The organism is Paenibacillus sp. lzh-N1 (assembly GCF_002872435.1).
Classification (GTDB): Bacteria; Bacillota; Bacilli; order Paenibacillales; family Paenibacillaceae; genus Paenibacillus; species Paenibacillus polymyxa_C.
In genome coordinates, this window is the sequence record NZ_CP025696.1 from 3,445,889 (window position 1) to 3,462,613 (window position 16,725).

The 16,725-nt window shown below is 35.4% G+C and carries 21 protein-coding genes and 1 pseudogene; 21 read left to right on the forward strand and 1 reads right to left on the reverse strand.

Annotation, left to right across the window (positions count from 1 at the left end):
* Nucleotides 1-21 precede the first annotated feature (21 nt).
* The 10 genes from C0638_RS25375 to C0638_RS15720 all read left to right on the forward strand — a co-directional run bounded on the left by C0638_RS25375 (nucleotide 22) and on the right by C0638_RS15720 (nucleotide 8,049).
* Nucleotides 22-276: a tyrosine-type recombinase/integrase gene (locus tag C0638_RS25375; RefSeq protein ID WP_233902213.1), complete on the forward strand. Its 255-nt coding sequence runs from the start codon at nucleotides 22-24 to the stop codon at nucleotides 274-276.
* A gap of 376 nt (nucleotides 277-652) precedes the next feature.
* Entirely contained in the window at nucleotides 653-1,207 is a 555-nt protein-coding gene (locus tag C0638_RS15680) for a Pycsar system effector family protein (RefSeq protein WP_102163614.1), read from the forward strand.
* A gap of 81 nt (nucleotides 1,208-1,288) precedes the next feature.
* Nucleotides 1,289-2,035 carry an adenylate/guanylate cyclase domain-containing protein gene (locus tag C0638_RS15685; protein WP_058712615.1) on the forward strand — a complete coding sequence of 249 codons (747 nt, stop codon included), beginning with the start codon at nucleotides 1,289-1,291 and terminating at the stop codon, nucleotides 2,033-2,035.
* Nucleotides 2,036-2,256: 221 nt separating this feature from the next.
* Nucleotides 2,257-2,628, forward strand: a complete 372-nt coding sequence (locus C0638_RS15690) for a hypothetical protein (protein WP_058711395.1) — start codon at nucleotides 2,257-2,259, stop codon at nucleotides 2,626-2,628.
* A gap of 265 nt (nucleotides 2,629-2,893) precedes the next feature.
* Nucleotides 2,894-3,841, forward strand: coding sequence for a hypothetical protein (locus C0638_RS15695; RefSeq protein WP_068942509.1), 948 nt, complete (start codon nucleotides 2,894-2,896; stop codon nucleotides 3,839-3,841).
* Between the two features lie 217 nt (nucleotides 3,842-4,058).
* Nucleotides 4,059-4,664, forward strand: a complete 606-nt coding sequence (locus tag C0638_RS15700) for a class I SAM-dependent methyltransferase (RefSeq protein WP_058711398.1) — start codon at nucleotides 4,059-4,061, stop codon at nucleotides 4,662-4,664.
* 339 nt (nucleotides 4,665-5,003) lie between these two features.
* Entirely contained in the window at nucleotides 5,004-5,318 is a 315-nt protein-coding gene (locus C0638_RS15705; protein WP_233902214.1) for a contact-dependent growth inhibition system immunity protein, read from the forward strand.
* Nucleotides 5,319-5,464: 146 nt separating this feature from the next.
* Nucleotides 5,465-5,959 (forward strand): hypothetical protein, encoded by a 495-nt coding sequence (locus C0638_RS15710; RefSeq protein ID WP_058711397.1) that lies wholly within the window; start codon nucleotides 5,465-5,467, stop codon nucleotides 5,957-5,959.
* 202 nt (nucleotides 5,960-6,161) lie between these two features.
* On the forward strand, nucleotides 6,162-6,887 hold the full coding sequence (locus tag C0638_RS15715) for a hypothetical protein (protein WP_058711396.1): 726 nt from the start codon (nucleotides 6,162-6,164) through the stop codon (nucleotides 6,885-6,887).
* A gap of 172 nt (nucleotides 6,888-7,059) precedes the next feature.
* Nucleotides 7,060-8,049: a restriction endonuclease gene (locus tag C0638_RS15720; RefSeq protein WP_102163616.1), complete on the forward strand. Its 990-nt coding sequence runs from the start codon at nucleotides 7,060-7,062 to the stop codon at nucleotides 8,047-8,049.
* Between the two features lie 117 nt (nucleotides 8,050-8,166).
* Here the strand turns inward: C0638_RS15720 and C0638_RS15725 are convergent, their stop codons facing one another.
* Complete coding sequence (locus C0638_RS15725; protein ID WP_058712621.1) at nucleotides 8,167-8,454, reverse strand: hypothetical protein; 288 nt, start codon at nucleotides 8,452-8,454, stop codon at nucleotides 8,167-8,169.
* Between the two features lie 153 nt (nucleotides 8,455-8,607).
* Here C0638_RS15725 and C0638_RS15730 point away from each other — a divergent pair, with 153 nt between their 5' ends.
* The 11 genes and pseudogenes from C0638_RS15730 to C0638_RS15780 all read left to right on the forward strand — a co-directional run bounded on the left by C0638_RS15730 (nucleotide 8,608) and on the right by C0638_RS15780 (nucleotide 16,245).
* Complete coding sequence (locus C0638_RS15730) at nucleotides 8,608-8,832, forward strand: helix-turn-helix domain-containing protein (RefSeq protein WP_058712622.1); 225 nt, start codon at nucleotides 8,608-8,610, stop codon at nucleotides 8,830-8,832.
* A 175-nt stretch (nucleotides 8,833-9,007) separates the two neighbouring features.
* Nucleotides 9,008-9,619 (forward strand): hypothetical protein, encoded by a 612-nt coding sequence (locus C0638_RS15735; protein ID WP_102163618.1) that lies wholly within the window; start codon nucleotides 9,008-9,010, stop codon nucleotides 9,617-9,619.
* Between the two features lie 175 nt (nucleotides 9,620-9,794).
* Nucleotides 9,795-10,607, forward strand: a complete 813-nt coding sequence (locus tag C0638_RS15740; RefSeq protein WP_058711402.1) for a class I SAM-dependent methyltransferase — start codon at nucleotides 9,795-9,797, stop codon at nucleotides 10,605-10,607.
* Between the two features lie 273 nt (nucleotides 10,608-10,880).
* Nucleotides 10,881-11,885, forward strand: coding sequence for a hypothetical protein (locus C0638_RS15745; RefSeq protein WP_058711401.1), 1,005 nt, complete (start codon nucleotides 10,881-10,883; stop codon nucleotides 11,883-11,885).
* A 183-nt stretch (nucleotides 11,886-12,068) separates the two neighbouring features.
* Nucleotides 12,069-12,311, forward strand: coding sequence for a hypothetical protein (locus C0638_RS15750; RefSeq protein ID WP_058711400.1), 243 nt, complete (start codon nucleotides 12,069-12,071; stop codon nucleotides 12,309-12,311).
* Nucleotides 12,312-12,701, forward strand: coding sequence for a retropepsin-like aspartic protease (locus tag C0638_RS15755; RefSeq protein ID WP_058711399.1), 390 nt, complete (start codon nucleotides 12,312-12,314; stop codon nucleotides 12,699-12,701).
* 197 nt (nucleotides 12,702-12,898) lie between these two features.
* Nucleotides 12,899-13,243, forward strand: a complete 345-nt coding sequence (locus C0638_RS15760) for a hypothetical protein (RefSeq protein ID WP_146753313.1) — start codon at nucleotides 12,899-12,901, stop codon at nucleotides 13,241-13,243.
* Nucleotides 13,244-13,478: 235 nt separating this feature from the next.
* A pseudogene (locus tag C0638_RS26190) lies at nucleotides 13,479-13,933 on the forward strand (DUF6933 domain-containing protein).
* Nucleotides 13,934-14,118: 185 nt separating this feature from the next.
* Nucleotides 14,119-14,571, forward strand: a complete 453-nt coding sequence (locus C0638_RS15770; protein WP_045244346.1) for a GNAT family N-acetyltransferase — start codon at nucleotides 14,119-14,121, stop codon at nucleotides 14,569-14,571.
* Between the two features lie 156 nt (nucleotides 14,572-14,727).
* The gene (locus C0638_RS15775) at nucleotides 14,728-15,585 is read left to right on the forward strand and encodes a restriction endonuclease (protein WP_058712642.1); all 858 of its coding nucleotides are present in this window, start codon (nucleotides 14,728-14,730) and stop codon (nucleotides 15,583-15,585) included.
* A gap of 150 nt (nucleotides 15,586-15,735) precedes the next feature.
* Complete coding sequence (locus tag C0638_RS15780; protein WP_230493880.1) at nucleotides 15,736-16,245, forward strand: hypothetical protein; 510 nt, start codon at nucleotides 15,736-15,738, stop codon at nucleotides 16,243-16,245.
* Nucleotides 16,246-16,725: the final 480 nt, after the last annotated feature.

The following is a 16,725-nucleotide window of genomic DNA, read 5'->3' on the forward strand; positions in this document are numbered from 1 at the left end:
AGATAAACCTACTCTATCGGGATGAAGCAGGAAGGTTCGGCAAATGCTGCTCTCCAAAGTGGCCTTTGCGGTGGCCGAGCAGTACATAAGGGTTGGACAGCTAGAAGACTGACTATTTCCAGGGCAGAGAGAAGGCCGCCACCTGACGGAACGTTCAGCGCAGAGGTATTTGAAAAGACACTGGCTGAAGCGGGCATTCACAAACAGGTAAGTATCCATTCACTAAGGCATTCTTTTGCGACCTATTTGCTGGAGAATGGGATTGATCTTCGCTAGATTTAGGAACTGCTAGGGCATCAGAGTGTGCGAACGACGGAGCGGTAAACACATGTGAGCAGGCGGGACATTGAGCGGATTCAAAGTCCGTTGGATCGGATGAGCGGGCAGGAGGATTGAAACGCAGAAAGTGCGGGAATCAGGAACAAAGTGCAGGATTCACGAAGTTCGTGAATATGACGAAGAGAGCATTCTTTCGGAAGTTCGTAAATAAGACGTTATACGACAGAATCATAGAAATCTAACACCAAAATAAAATTTTTATTTGTATAAATAGCATTTTGTTTGGCTTATAAGTTCTTTTAGACTCTTAAGATTCGAGTTTATTTAAATCATTTTAATTTGTAATCAATAATTTTAAGGAGATTTGAAAAATATGAGCAATGAGTCTGGCAAAGAAAATTTTATGTCTAACAGTACTTTTGCGCTAGAAAGTTTAAGAAATATTCAAGAATTAATTCGTTTTATAGATACCAAAGCCAGTGCTCTTTTAGTTGTGTATGGCTTGATTTTAACTGTCTTTATGGATACAGCAAAAAAAATGAGTTTTTTAAATATTACAAAACTTAATTTTTATAATGCGTTGGTATCTGTACTGGTTCTTATTGTAGGACTAACTCTCTCATTTTTATTGATTTACCAACTTTACTTTATTATTATGCAGGTTCTTAAACCAAGGCTATCATTTAACTATAAAGAGGAAGAACATTCAATTTTTTACTTCGAACACGTAGCAAGTATGAAAAAATCTGATGTAGTAAAAGGATATTTAACAGCAAACGAAGCAACAATGGTAGAAGAAATAGTAGGACAAGTATATGAGGTTTCAAAAATAATGAAAATTAAAACACACCGTTTGAAGAAAGCTATGGAATATCTTTTTGTGAACCTTATTTTATTACTTGTATACATTTTCTTATGCAGTATTTAAATTGCGAAAGCTAGAGTGTATTTAATTAATTTTAGATGAGTGACTTGATGATAGAAAACAATTCAGACATGGGAGGCTAACATGAAAACTTTAGATTACAACTATAAGGATCGAAAGAAGAAAGTTGAAGAGATATTAGACAATACGGATAAGGTTAATGAAGTGAAAAAGTTTCCAAGAGATGAGGATTTCACCTATACAAATGCATATAAAGCCTGGGCAGGAGCAATTTTTGTTGATTTAAGAGACTCCACTACTTTGTTTACCAGTAACAATGATGTAGATATTGCAAAAGTAATCCGGGGGTTTACATCAGAGATTATTGAAATTCTAAGAAAAGATCTTGAAGCTAATGATTTGAAAGAGATTGGTATAAGAGGAGATTGTGTTTTCGCTGTTTATTCTACCCCATTAAAAACAGATATATATGAGATTGCAAACAGAGCGTTTTATATCAATACGTATATGGATATGTTAAATAAATTATTGAAAAACCGCTCTTTGCCTACTATTAAAGCGGGTATAGGCTTAGCAACCAATCCAACACTTGCAGTGAAAGCCGGTAGAAAATCTTCAGGAGTTCATAATTTAGTATGGATTGGTGAGTCTGTTGCAAAAGCATCTAATTTATCTGATTTGGGCAACAAAAATGGAAATGGAGCTATTGTTATGTCTTCAGTTTTTTATAGTAACTATATTGATAATGCTTCTGAAGAGGCCAAGAATTGGTGGACACAAAAATATGATAGTTCATACGGAACTTACTATCATGGGAATGTAGTGAAATCGGCTTTTAACGACTGGATCAAAGATGGTATGAAAGATTGAGCTATCAAAAATGCACTTGTAGAGATAGTTAAACACAATAAAAGAAACGATCAAAATACTAATGTGAGTTATCTCTAAGAAGTGATTCCGTCGTATAACATAATATTCACGCTGCGGACATTCGTCCTGGGTCCGACATTCGTCGGACACTCAGTATACGCTGAGTCGTGAATACAGGAACGTTATGTGTAATTATTGAAAAGCTAATGGAGGGGAAATCTATGAAAAAGAAAGAATATAAAGATAGATTAATTGAATTACTTAATGAAGGAATTGAAGAACTGACAACAGACCAAGTAATCCACAAAACGAAATTATTGATTTTTGAATATGAGAAAAAACAAGCGTATAGCACAGAAAATAAGGGGAGACCTTGGACAGATGAAGAGTTAAGAGTAGTATTATCATTTGCACCAACTAAAGAAAACATACTAAAGTTGGCCAAAGGATTTAAACGTAGCTATGGGAGCATTGAACAAATTTTTAGATGGGCTGTAACCACAGATGTAGAGATTATAAATAAGGGAAGAGAAGATGATAGTTTTATAAAACAAATTAGAAGATTGTATAAAGAGATGGGCTGGAAGGCGTAAATTAGGGTGTCAATCAATGGAGTGATAACAACACATAACATAATATTCAAGCAGCGGCTCCTTTGGAGCCTTGGTCTGCGAGAAGGATTTCAGGGAAGCATTTCAGCAGACAACCCCTTCGGGGTTCATGAATACAGAAACGTTATTGGAAACCAGCGAAAATCAAAAAAATCTTATAAATCTCCTTTATAGATCTCCAGCCAATAAGAATTTAATGAATGGAATAAAATTTTATTCACTTCTAAAAGATGCATATTAAAGATAAATGGAAGGAATGTTTACGATAAATAGTAAAGGGATCTCTCTAGTTCAAAACTACGCCTATATGTTTAAACAGGATCAACTTAAGACACTTAAGGAACAGTATAAGGACAAAGATAATTTCCATATTTATATGGTTGGTAAAAGGCCTCTTATGATGTTTGATAAATCCTCTTATGATATTTCAGGATCGATTTTTAAAGGGAATATCCGTATTGCTCATGAGGGTACATTCAAGAACGTCAGTATTCAAATACCTATGGAGGAAATGATCGTTAGGGTGAGCTTTGAGATGAATGATCAATATATTATAATTGAAACCCTTACCAAACCAGCTTTTAAAGCTCATGCTGCGTTATTATTACAAACATTTCTTGCTCAATCCGAAATGGACTCGTCTATCATAGATCTTCAAGTATTGTATATTGGTCGCGCTTTTGGTTTGAAGGAAACACCTACTCGCAATGTCTTTGATCGACTACAACATCACGAAACCGTACAGAAAATTTATAGCGAAAGAAGTTGGGACACTGATGTTTGGTTAACAGCTTGGAAATTTAGTCCAAATTCAATTGCGTTCTTCGATCCCAACGAATCTAATGATGACCTAAAAAGCTATATTCATAACTTAGTGGAATCAAAAAAGAATAATACTAGTTTTTTGCAAATATCCGACAAACAAAATATTGCTGTCGCAGAAGCTGCTTTAATTAACTATTTTAAGCCCATTTATAATGATAAATTCAAAAACAACTTTCCTTCATCAGATCATGAATATAAAGAGTATTATGAATTAGGACTTGATTATGTGATGGTGGAATTAGATACAAGTGGCTTAGGTTTTAGGCTTTGGAGTGAAGAGGCTGAAGTTAATAAGGAACATATAATTAAATATACTTTTAATTCGGAACAAGACTTTAAGAATATGTTTTCTTTTGATCAGCCTAAATAAATCTGTTATTTTAACGCCAGTGGTGATTAGAGAACTATTTGAGAAATTCGAGGAAGTAGCTGGCATCCAATAACATAATATTCACGCTGCCGACATTCGTCCTGGGTCCGGCATTCGCCGGACACCCAGCATGCGCTGGGTCGTGAATACGGGAACGTTAGCAGAAATCCACGAAACAATAAAACTATAAAACCAAAAGACGAAGGAGACGATTGTTGTGGAGCTTTTCAGACAAGTACCACTGTATAGATTTTTAGCTTTATGTAATGAAAGCGGTATGGAAAGAACGGTATTGGACTGCGGGGCGGGAGGTGATACCCCTCCATTAAGTCTATTTGTCCATTATGGATACAAAACTATTGGAATAGAAATGAATGTTGAACAGTTTCAAAAAGCGAATCGATTTGCAGAAATGAGAGGACAGAATTTAAATATACAACATGGTGATATGAGATCTTTATCATTTAGTGACGAGTCGATTAGTTTTGTGTATTCATATAACTCGGTGTTTCATATGAGAAAAGAAGATGTGAAACAATCAATCAATGAAATGAAACGGGTATTGAAACCCAATGGAGTATTATTTGTGAATTTCCTAACCGTTAAGGATTTTCGGGTTGGAGAAGGTGTTGATTTAGGAGATAACCAATATGAACAGATTGAAGATAATGAGCCAGTTATCCATTCGTATTATGATTACAATGAAGCTGATGCGATGTTTGATGATATGAAATTAATCTATAAAGAAGATCGAGTTTTGGAAAGAATCTATGAGGGCAAAAAAATACGACAAGGATTTATTGATTACATATTAAAGAAATGAATATATAAAGATTTATCGTATGTAATTCGAAGAGGTCGTGGACATCTGTTAACATCGCATTCAACGCTGCGTGGCGGGTCAAGTCCGCCACTTGGTCCGGAAGAGGCATTTCGGGGGAGTGAATTCACCGGACACATCCCACCGCCTAACTGCCGCAAGCGGCAGCCGGCCCTATACGGGCCTTAAGGCGCTGAGACGTCGTGAATACAGGAACGTTATGTGACATACCGGAAACCATTTATTTAAGAGGGTGAAGCCATGCAATAAGTAGATCTAACCAAAACCCTTGAAGAACTTGAAGGAAAATATTGGGGTGAACCGAATTTTGCTTCTTCATTAGTGATCCAAGTACATCGATTAAGGAAGAAACCTCTTTGTGAATTGAATAATGAAGATTTAAGACTTTTGATTGGGCAACAAATGAATCTAGATTTTCTTTTACCTCTAGCCTTAGAGCAATTAATACAGAACCCATTCGGATCAGGAGATTTATATATCGGAGATTTATTTTGTTCGATACTCAAAGTGGAGAAAGAATATTGGAAAGAACATAAAGAGTTGAAGAACGAATTGGATGAAGTGATTAGAACCTATGAAGAAGCGAGAAAGACATTAGAAGAGCACATAAGTAAATACAGAAGCGATCATTTGTAAGTAGATTCAAGAAGTCCGGTACACCACATAACATAATATTCACGCTGCGGGCATACGCCCTGAGTACGACATTCGCCGGACACCCAGCATAGCTGGGTCGTGAATACAGGAACGTTAAGTGAAATTACCAAAGAGAGGGTAAGAACTTGATTTTAGATTACTTAAAAAAACACGCTGAGAAGGCATACCGAGAAATCACTAAAATAATAACTTCGCCAGTTTTTTTATTTTCAAATGATCCTAAGCTAATTGGCATTGAAGAAAGTCATAATTTTATTTATATTCATGGATTTAATAGGCTTATAAAGAAGGATAGAGTACCATCAGATAAATTATTAGAAGCGTTTTCTTTTCTTGAGAAAGAAGTAGAGTTATATCTTAAAAAGCATTATACAGATAAGGAATTTGTATTTTACTTAAGTGCCGACGCTCTGGCGCCGACATTTATAATTACATTAGCTTCTTACTATGAAGATACGAGTGTGGTAGAACAAAGTATACCACTATTTGAATTAATTGAATGGTACAAAGAAAACGCATGTTTTAATGGGCTCCAAATAATTGAAAATAAAACAAATGATAAAAATATTGAGGCTGAGTCTGATTCAGTAAGGACATATGTAAAGATAATAAGGACTTAGATAGAATTTCAAAGAGGTCGGTAACTTCAACTTAACATAATATTCACGCTGCGGGCATGCGCCCTCGGTCCGGCTGAGGGGTTTCTGGGAGGCAGGAACAGTCGGACACACCCAGCATTCGCTGGGTGTCGTGAATACAGAAACGTTATACGACAGAATCCAGATACCAATATTGAAGAATCACTTCATAGAAGGAGAATATATGAATAACTTAAATGTCGATCAAATTCTTGCAGTACTATTGAAAGAAATACAAAATGAAACAAGGAAATGGTTGATTGGAAGACCTTGTAGCGAAGAAGCATTTTTAAATAGGCTTACTGAAGTTTTAGCAAAGAGAAGGAAGTGTGATGTAGGAACTACTGAAGTTTATAAGGTAGAGGTTGAACAGCATATTTTACATAGAAAGGGTAAAAATCAAACGGATAAATATGGTTCGGATCTTGCAGTTACAATTTCTATCCCAGACTTGAAGTTCTCAAAAACAGCGTTGCTTCAGTTGAAAAAAAGCGAAAATTATAAGACTCAGCTTTTGCGAGATCAAATACAGCAAGCTTCACAATTTGAACCGATTAAGCAAAGAAGTTTTGTAATGACAATTGATGAAGTACGCGGGGGCATTAAAGTTAATTCAATTACTAGTATTGAGAAGGATATACCTGTTGGACAAGCAAGTAAGACTTTTGAATGCGAAGAGTGGGATGCACTTTCAGAATGGATTATTAAATGGATGAGCTGTAAAGTTGGGGCTGGAAATGCTTCTAGTGATCCAATGCCTATTGAAAGATTATTAAAAAAACAAATTATTAATGATGATAATATGGGGCAACTAGAACTTGATGACATTTATGATTCAAATGAATTTGAACTACCCGAGAATTTCTTTATGACAAAAACTTGGATAAAATATACATTCAAAAAAGAATGATCTTGCAATAAAGTTTTAATAACTATGTATATAAATCCGAAAAGTGATTCCGTCGTATAACATAATATTCACGCTGAGGACATTCGTCCTTGGTGTAACACTCGTCGGATACCCGGCATTTGCCGGGGCGAATACAGAAACGTTAGAGGAAATTGATTCACTGGAGGAACATATGTTATTTAAGGAAGAAGACATACAATTTGAAAGAATCACACCAAGGAAATTCGAGGAACTATGTTTTGATATACTACTTCGTATGGGTTATCAAAGTTTAATATGGCGCCAAGGTGGTGCTGATCAAGGAAGAGATATAGAAGGTAAATTCATAGTCAACAATCAGTTGGTAGGCACAATAGAAGAAAGATGGTTTTTTGAATGCAAGCATTATACGAACGGAGTTCCAGTAGAACAAATTTCTACGAAAATTGCATGGGCAGATGCAGAAGGCCCCAACCATTTTGTACTATTTACAAGTTCATATTTATCTAATTCTTCTCGTCAATGGCTAGAAAAAATGCAAAAGGGCAGACCTTACAAAATACACATCATCGAAGGGAAAATTATCAAGCATCTTATAGTGAATACTTTTCCAGATTTAATTAATGAGTATTTTGTAGATAAATATGAAAAGTTATTACTCGAATCTATGAGAAACTGGATGATTCATGACATAGTACCCAACCCACCAGTCATTTATATGTTTGAGAAGCTTAATTTCAAAAATCTAGGAATCAGTGAGATTTCGTTTTTATGGTGTGCTGCAAAGTATAGCACTGATGAAATAGATGACTGGTGTCTTCAAGAAGATAATAAACCTTTTTCCGTAGAGTTTTTGTTTGATTATCTATACCCTGAATCAAACTGTAAGGAACCGATTATAAGATCAGAAAATAATATAAAAGTTGTTAAGTGTTCTTCTCGCGGTGCAGGTAATGGAGATTTCATTTTTAATAAGTGTTTAAGTGCAGAAATTATTTTTGAAGAATCTCATTCATTATATACCTTTGTAAGTAATGATGAAGGAAAAGGGATTGAGGTATTAATCAGTGCCAATAGCGATTTTACTACTAAAATAAGATATGTAGAAAAAGATGCAATTAAAGAAATGCAAAGTGCAATGAAATTACTTTACAACGAGATGGATTATGTAAATGAAATTTAATAGGACAATCGTCCTTGGCCTGGAATTCGCCGGACATCCAGCATGCGCTGGGTTGTGAATACAACAACGTTATATGAAAGAATCGAAAATAGTAGAAAAAGAGGATCATATGATCCTCTAAATGCTAGAGTTTTGCAATTCACTAAAGAGTTGTAGAGCATCTTTGAAACCTTGTATGTAGATACTTCTTTCTAAGATGGATTGAAGAGAAATCTGAGCGTCTTCGTAAAGAAAAACCGTATGTTGAAGTTGATCGGGTAAAGCATCACGAAGTATTTTAAAGTATTGTTCTGACTCAGAAGAAAATTGAGTGTATTCCGCATGACACTCCAAAAGTTCAGTATAGAGTAATTCCAGACGTATTCTTATAAGTGGTTCTGTTAGCGATTCTAATGTATTAACCATATCGTATTCCTCCTTTGATTAACTCTATAGAGTTATTATATAACCTCATAAAGTTAATTACAAGGTGAAAATTTGACTTTACAGAGTTAAAAATTTGCTTTTCATTGATGATTACTAATATGGAAGATAAGATAGAACTATGGAGGGGAAAAGATGAACGTAATCAAGTGCAATATACGAGAACTCATGGCAGAACATCGAATAGATGATATAACCGAATTGATGGTGAGATCGGGCTTAAGCCGGAACTCAATCAACAAGTTATATAGGGAAACGAATATAGAAACAACAAAGCTGGATACCTTATTCAAGCTATGCGATACATTTAACTGTAAATTATCTGATTTAATTGAATATGTACCTGAAGAAGAAAAATAGTGAAAGTATATTCGTGAAGTGATTCCGTCGTATAACATAATATTCAAGCATCGGCTCCGTTGGAGCCTCGGTCTGCGGGATGGATTTCGAAGAGGGATTTCAGCAGACAACCCCGTTGGGGTTCATGAATACAGGAACGTTATACGAAATCATCTTACATAAGAGGAGACCAAATATGAATTCTAATGATTTTTCATGGAAAGAAGTCTATTCATACTGGAAGCACTTTATTGAAGAGTATAGCTATAGATCTATTGACGAACAAAGTTTTAAAAAAATTAAAATACAACCACAGTTAAATCCTAATCTTAATATTGGAACTGAAATAATAGATTGGTGGCCAACCAATGAAGTTGAATATAGAACAAAGAAACTAAATGATCGAGGCATTTTAGGTGCTGATTGGGATACAGTAGTCGGTTTTAATCGAACAGCTGAAATGTTATGGAACAACAAAGAAAGTAATGAGCAGCAAGCCCTGATTTGGATTGCTGCCGGACTGAATGAAATATTATCTCATCTTCCAGAAGAATGGAGAGGTGATCCATATAGATTTATCTATGAAACCAAATTGAATATCATGAAAGAATTTAAAAATAGAGATATGTGGTCGTGGCATGGATCAACCAGAAATTTTTTGCCTGTTACCGTTAATAAATTTATGGAATTATACTCTAAACCAATGGAGATATATAACTTAATGAATATCATAGCCATTGATAATGTCTTTTCAAGAAATGCATGGACATTAGTTTGTGTTTCTCGAGAAGAAGATGACTCCGTATAACATAATATTCACGCATCGGGCATACGCCCTCGGTCCGGCAGAGGGATTTCAGAGAAGCAGAGGCAGCCGGACACACCTGGCATACGTCAGGTGTCGTGAATACAAGAACGTTATCGGAAATTAATGCAAATCTGAAATGCTCAAATATAAATATTTACTAAGAGAAGGTGCCTTCATGGACAAGAATTCATTAAATAGAAGAAGCATTATTGTTGACGGGGAAAATGGTGTCGGCAGCTCGGAAGACTTAAAAAAGAATGTTGTTCATAAAACAAACAGCCTATATTGGGATACCAAAGGCAATGATTTCTTAAAAGCAATCGTGCTCCCTTATTATGGAGCATTTATCTCAGAAGAAAGGTGCCAGCTCTTTGGTGATATCTCAGGAAAAAAACTGCTGGAGGTCGGCTGCGGGAATGGTCAATCCTTGCAATATCAAGGGGAACGAAACGCATCTGAACTATGGGCTGTGGATATTTCAGAAAGACAAATTGAAGAGGCAGCGCAACATTTGAAGTCATGTGGAATAGCAGCAAAATTGATATGTTCTCCCATGGAAGAAGAATGCGGCATCCCGACGGATTATTTTGACTATGTTTATTCAATTTATGCCATAGGTTGGACCACCGATCTTGAGGGTACCTTTCGACGAATATCTTCTTACCTTAAAAAAGACGGGCTATTTATTTTCAGTTGGTCTCACCCTATACACAGATGGGTTACTACAGAAAATGATAGGTTTGTAATTAATAAGAGTTACTTTAATGAAGGTTGGTATCCGGTAGCAGTTGATGAAGGTGAGCTATTGTTAGCGGACCGTATGCTGTCAACTTATGTAAACGCGCTTGCAAAAGCTGGGTTTGTAATTGAGCTAATGATTGAGGAATCTGATTATGAGTTTATGCAATTGCGGGATGATAACAGCGATATGGCAAAGAGAGCAAAAATGCTTCCATTAACTTTTGTGATAAAGGCAAGAAAACTATAAGATATAAAAACAAAAGCGAAACTGACTCCAAGATTTTTAGAGGTTCGAGGAAGGTATTGACATCCGATAACAAAATATTCACGCTGCGGGTCGCTGTCGCGCCCCTTGGTCCGCCCGAGGATTTTCAGGGAAGATTAACAGGCGGACAACCCTGCACTGCCTAACCGCATCGCGGCCGCTCCCGTTGGTCGCTTAAGGCAGTGAGGGTTCGTGAATGCCTGAACGTTATATGATATACCACAAAATAACAATGAACAGACATGAGGTGTTTTTATGGAAGATATTATTATTAGAACGCCTTACTTAAGCGCCTTATCCGATAAAGTAAAGAATTTACTCATCAAGTTGGGCAAAGAATCAATTAGATTTTCTTTTTGGTTTTCAAATAATCAAACTAAAATATTAAGTAAGCTTCGAGGAGCAAAATCCGAAGAAGATCTTTACGATGTGTTAACTGAACTACGATGTGCTTCTTTCTTGTTGACACTTAATGAAGTAACTGACCTACATTATGAACCACTACATCAAGTGCAACAGTCTCCAGATTTTAAAGTCATTATGAAAACAGACGGCCAAGTTTACTTTGAAGTAAGAAGAATTAGAAAAAATCTATCGGAGTTTAAAAGAGACGAATTCACTGAATTGTTTTGGATAAAGGCTAAAAAGAATATTCATAGGAATTTTGGTTTGTCGCTCAACATAAGTGAAATAGAAGAAGCAGAAATTTTCGAACAATTAATACAAAAAATAGATGAAATTATAAGCAGTATTGATTCTGTACTTTCTAAATTGCCCGAAGATATAGAAACGCCAATCGAGTTGACACTGGATGAATTTGCAGATGGATTAGAAATCTATATATCAAGCATTCCAGAAGAACGAAGAATTCATAATGAAATTAGGAAATATGGAGGACTATTTAGAACTCCATACTTGGGAAACGAAGATAGAAAATTTGGGGATATAATTTTTGAGAAGACACGTCAGTTACTTGAAGGCGAAAAAAATATAATTTTCATTTATGCTGATAATGAAACTCATGAAGTTTATGACATGATGGATTCTATTCATTTAATCAATCAATTGTTAAGAGAAACCAATGAAGAAATTATTCGAAAAAAGGGCTATATTTCAGTTGAAGATTTCCTCATTAAATCTCAAAGAATAAGTGGAATATTCTTGTTAACTAGTAGACAAGAAAGGCATTATTGGAACAATAAAAACTCGTTGCGAGCAATAGACCATAAATTAATAAAAGAACTAGAAGGTATCTCATAGAAGGTGGAACGTCATATAACAAATATTCACGCTGCGGGCATACGCCCTTGGTCCGGCATTCGCCGGACACACTTGGCATTCGCCAAGTGTCGTGAATACAGGAACGTTAAGTGAAATTCCAATGAGGGTGCATGTATACTACATGCTATAATATAATTATCAGAATGACTAGGAGGGCTGAGTATGAAATGGCAAGAGGTCCAACAGATTTACCCGAATCAATTTGTGAAGTTTGAAGTTCTTCATTTTGAAGAAACGGAGAATCAAGAAGTTATAGATGACGTTGCTGTGATCGGTCCAGTAAGCGATGAAGAGGCAACCCGTGAATTATTAAGTAGCCGGGAAAAAACCTTGGTTTATCATACTTCTAAAGATCAAGTTATCGTTAAGATTCGGAAGAATGTGGGTCTAAGGAGAAATTTATAAATGAAAATTGAATATAGAGATGGACTGTTATTCACTGAAATAACAGTCCATTTTAATGGGAAAAAGAAAGTCATTAATAACATAGTGATTGATACGGGAGCGAGCCATACCTTAATTGCACAAGATGAAGTAGATGATATTGGAATTCAAGTCGGACTAGAGGATGAGATCGTAACAAGCTACGGAATTGGAGGTAAGGAACACGCCTTTAGCAAGCAGGTCGAGGGAATACAGTTAGGGGATTATGTAATTAGAGATATACCGATAGATTTTACTATATTTAAATACCACAATATCAACGGATTATTAGGACTAGACATATTGGTAGAAGGAAAATTCAATGTAGATCTAGACAACTTTAGACTTCATCGTTCGTTTGTAAACCTATAAGGTTTATATAGATTATTTATAGAACAAAAGGAACATCACTTAACATAATATTCACGCTGCGGACATTCGTCCTTGGTCCGGCATTCGCCGGACACCCAGCATACGCTGGGTCGTGAATACAGGAACGTTATGTGAAAGGGATGCAAAAATTAGTTTTTAAAACCGCTAAAAAAACCAAGAGAGGGAGAGATGTCATAATGAAGTTTAGCTATAAGAATTTCTCCTGTGACACCGAGATTTATTACAAAGATAAGGACATAATAGTTAGATTTTTCGATAGCTCCAAAGAACAAGAAGAAGATGACATAATAAATTTAGTTATAGTTGACCCTGGGTATGGCTATCTTTGTTTGAAATATAAAGGAGATGCAGCCCTCTTAAGTGGATTCCTAGATGAAGATATTTTCTCATCAGATGACCATATAGATGCAGCAATTAGTTTTATTGAAATCTTAAGTCCAAATTCAAAGTATATTTATACCCCATATCATATTACACTCTTTAAACAAACCAGTTTTATTGAATACAATGGAGAATACTAAAAATAGACTGTAGGAATTCGAAGAAGGCATCCCCATCATATAACATAATATTCAAGCAGCGGCTCCGTTGGAGCCTAGGTCTGCGGGAAGGAATTCGGAGAAGCATTTCGGCAGACAACCCCTCCGGGGTTCGTGAATACAGGAACGTTATCTGAAACCATTGCAAACCTGTAAATCAATAACAAGGAGAACAATAATGTACGTTATAAGAGCGACACAAAAACTGCTAAAAGAAATGGATTGTAAAGTACAAAAAACAGATATATCTGTTCCGTTAAATACATGGCATGCCAATATGTTCACTTTGAATAGAAGAAAAACAATCGTATTTATGAATGACTTATCAAGATTAAGTTTAACGATCGTAGGAGTTCAAAAGACACAATTAAAAATGTAGAAGAGTTATTCGTTAATGAACTAAGAAATTATTTAATGAGTGAGGAAACCGAAGAAAAAGTAATCAGCAGGTATATCGAAGAAAATGAAGGTATGATTATCACAACTACTAATAATCGAAGTGTGATAGGAACATTAAATGAAATTATCTATACGATGAAAATCATAGAGCGAGAATTTGTTGAAGGAATAGAAAGAAATCAATGGAATAACCGATGCATCTATAAAGCAATAAAATATGAGTATCCCATCGAGGTGTTTAAGAAGGCGATGGAAGAAAACTACAGAGGATAATGAAAGTAAGCGCAAAGAAACAAAGGAATCAGATAACATAATATTCAAGCTGCGGCTCCTGATGGAGCCTAGGTCTGCGGGAAGGATATCGAAGAGGGAATTCAGCAGACAACCCCTGACGGGGTTCATGAATACAGAAACGTTATGTGAAATTACCGATAGAACATCAGAAAGAAGGGGAATTCGTGGGAGTTTTATTAAAGGACATTGATAAAACAAATTGGACAAAATGCATTTTTCTAACGACTGATCCTGATAACAATCATTATCTTTTAGAGAAGTTTGTAGCTTCAAATGCTGTTTCAATTGCACAATCAAAGATAGAGCGAGGATGGATAACCAAAGCCATTTATGATGGGGACACCATTGTAGGATTTGCAATGTATGGATATTCAGAAGAGAATGATTTTTTTGAAATATGTCGTTTAATGATTGATCATAAATTTCAGCGTCAAGGGTTTGGTAAAAAGGCGTTAAGTCTAATCATCAAAGAAATGAGCAAGAATAAGCAATGCTCTGAAATCTATATATCATATGAACCCGAAAACTACTTTGCAAAAAAACTATATGAAGAATTTGGATTTGAAAACACAGGAAAAATCTTAGATGATGAAATGCTTTATTGCTTGAAGATATAGATAAATGTAAGGAAATTCGAGATGCCGGTAACTACAGATAACAATATATTCACGCAGCGGGCATATGCCCTTGGTCTGGCATACGCCGGACACCCAGCTACGCAGGGTCGTGAATACAGGAACGTTATATGAAATGACAAAAGGAGAGAAAACTAAATGTCAGTACCTAAATACGATGAATTATTTCAACCTGCACTAACAGCTTTACATAATCTAGGGGGGTCATCTTCAATTAGCGAAATGGAAGATGAAGTAATAAAGCTTTTAGGATTAACGGACGAAGATATAACAGAAATACATAGAGGTAATACAACAAAATTAAGCTATCGTTTAGCTTGGGCCCGAACTTATTTAAAAAAAGTCGACATTATTGAGAATTCATCGAGAGGGATTTGGAGCTTAACAGCAAAAGGATTGAACTCTTCTATTATTAATTCAAAAGCTGTTAAAGATAAAGTCAAAATAATGAATGTAAACATCGAGAATTCAAATGCTAGTGAAGCAGATGATAATGAAATTAGTGTAGAAGAGAATCCTTCAGATGAATTTGAATGGAAAGATAGGCTCTTAGAGATCATCAAGGATATATCGCCAGATTCATTTGAACGGCTATGCATGAGGTTACTTAGAGAGTCTGGGTTCAGTCATGTTATTGTTACAGGAAAAAGTGGAGATGGAGGGATAGACGGTAAAGGAATAATAAAAATTGGTGGATTGCTATCTTTCCATGTTGTTTTTCAATGTAAAAGATACAAAGATACGGTTAGTTCTTCCTTGATAAGAGACTTTAGAGGAGCTATGCAAGGGAGAACTGAAAAAGGTCTTATTCTAACCACTGGGACTTTCACTAAAGATGCAAAGCAAGAAGCACAGAGAGATGGAGCACCTCAAATCGATTTGATAGATGGAGAATCTTTAGTTGAAAAACTAAAAGAGTTGAAATTAGGAATAGAAGTAAAGGAACGAATTGTAGAAGAAGTGAACATCAAGGAAGAGTGGTTCAATAATTTGTAGGTAGCACTAGATGTTTGTCACTTTCATATAACATAATATTCGCGCTGCGACAATTGTCCTTGATCCGGTAGGAGCCAGACACCTCAGCATTTGCTGGGGTCGTGAAATACAGGAACGTTATGTGAAATCACATAAGATTTTAAAGGATGGATGATTCAATTGGATAATTTAGCGCTAGAGAGCTGGATTGATACACATAAAATTATGGATAGGACCTTAGAAGGTTTTTGGGTAACATTCAATAACTACATGAAAGAATGTCCAGAAGAAATTAGTTTGTTTTTTGATGAATTGAATCTAGAAGATATTAAGCCTTCAATAGATACAATTGAGTATAAAACTATTTTTCATTCCGATTATCAGATTGTAGACAGTCACTATTCCCAGCAGGTTATATCTACGTTAGACATTTACTACAAAAAAAAGAGAATAGGTTATTATAGAATGTTCTTTTATACCGATGGCGAATGCTTTGACGATAGCCTAGTTACGGAATGGACAGGCTGGTATATAACATTGAAACTTGAAGCGTTAATTGAACTTCAACAAGAAATTAAAAATGAATTGGTAAAAAATAAGATCAAAGAAGATGAAATCGAAAAAATCTATAATTTAATAGATAAACAAATATCTAAAATCAAAGTTCAAATCCATAAATAATTGTAGGTAGAAAGTTCGAAGAAGATGTGGCATCACATAACATAATATTCAAGCAGCGGCTCCTTTGGAGCCTGGGTCTGTGAGAAGGGTGTCGGAGAAAAATTTTTGCAGACACCCCCTAACGGCTTCATAAATACAAGAACGTTATAGGAAATACTTGATAAAAGGAGAAAGCAAAATGTTTTAGAAATATCTGCGGTTGAAAGGGTATTAAAGATAGATGTTTCACCGAAAATGGCTTATGAATCCAAAGGAACATTTTATGAGTCCCATATTCAGAATTTAATGAAAAGTACCCACAAATTTATCATACAAACCTCTGTTGTAGTTTCAATGGAACAAATGGATATGGAATGTACATTGACGCAAGAGGTAGAAATCAATGAAAAGAAAAAAGGGGAGATTCTTGGTTTTGTTGGCTTGATACATTAGACGATGATTATGCAGTAATTAGTAAAAGGGCTGATAGAATTGTAAATG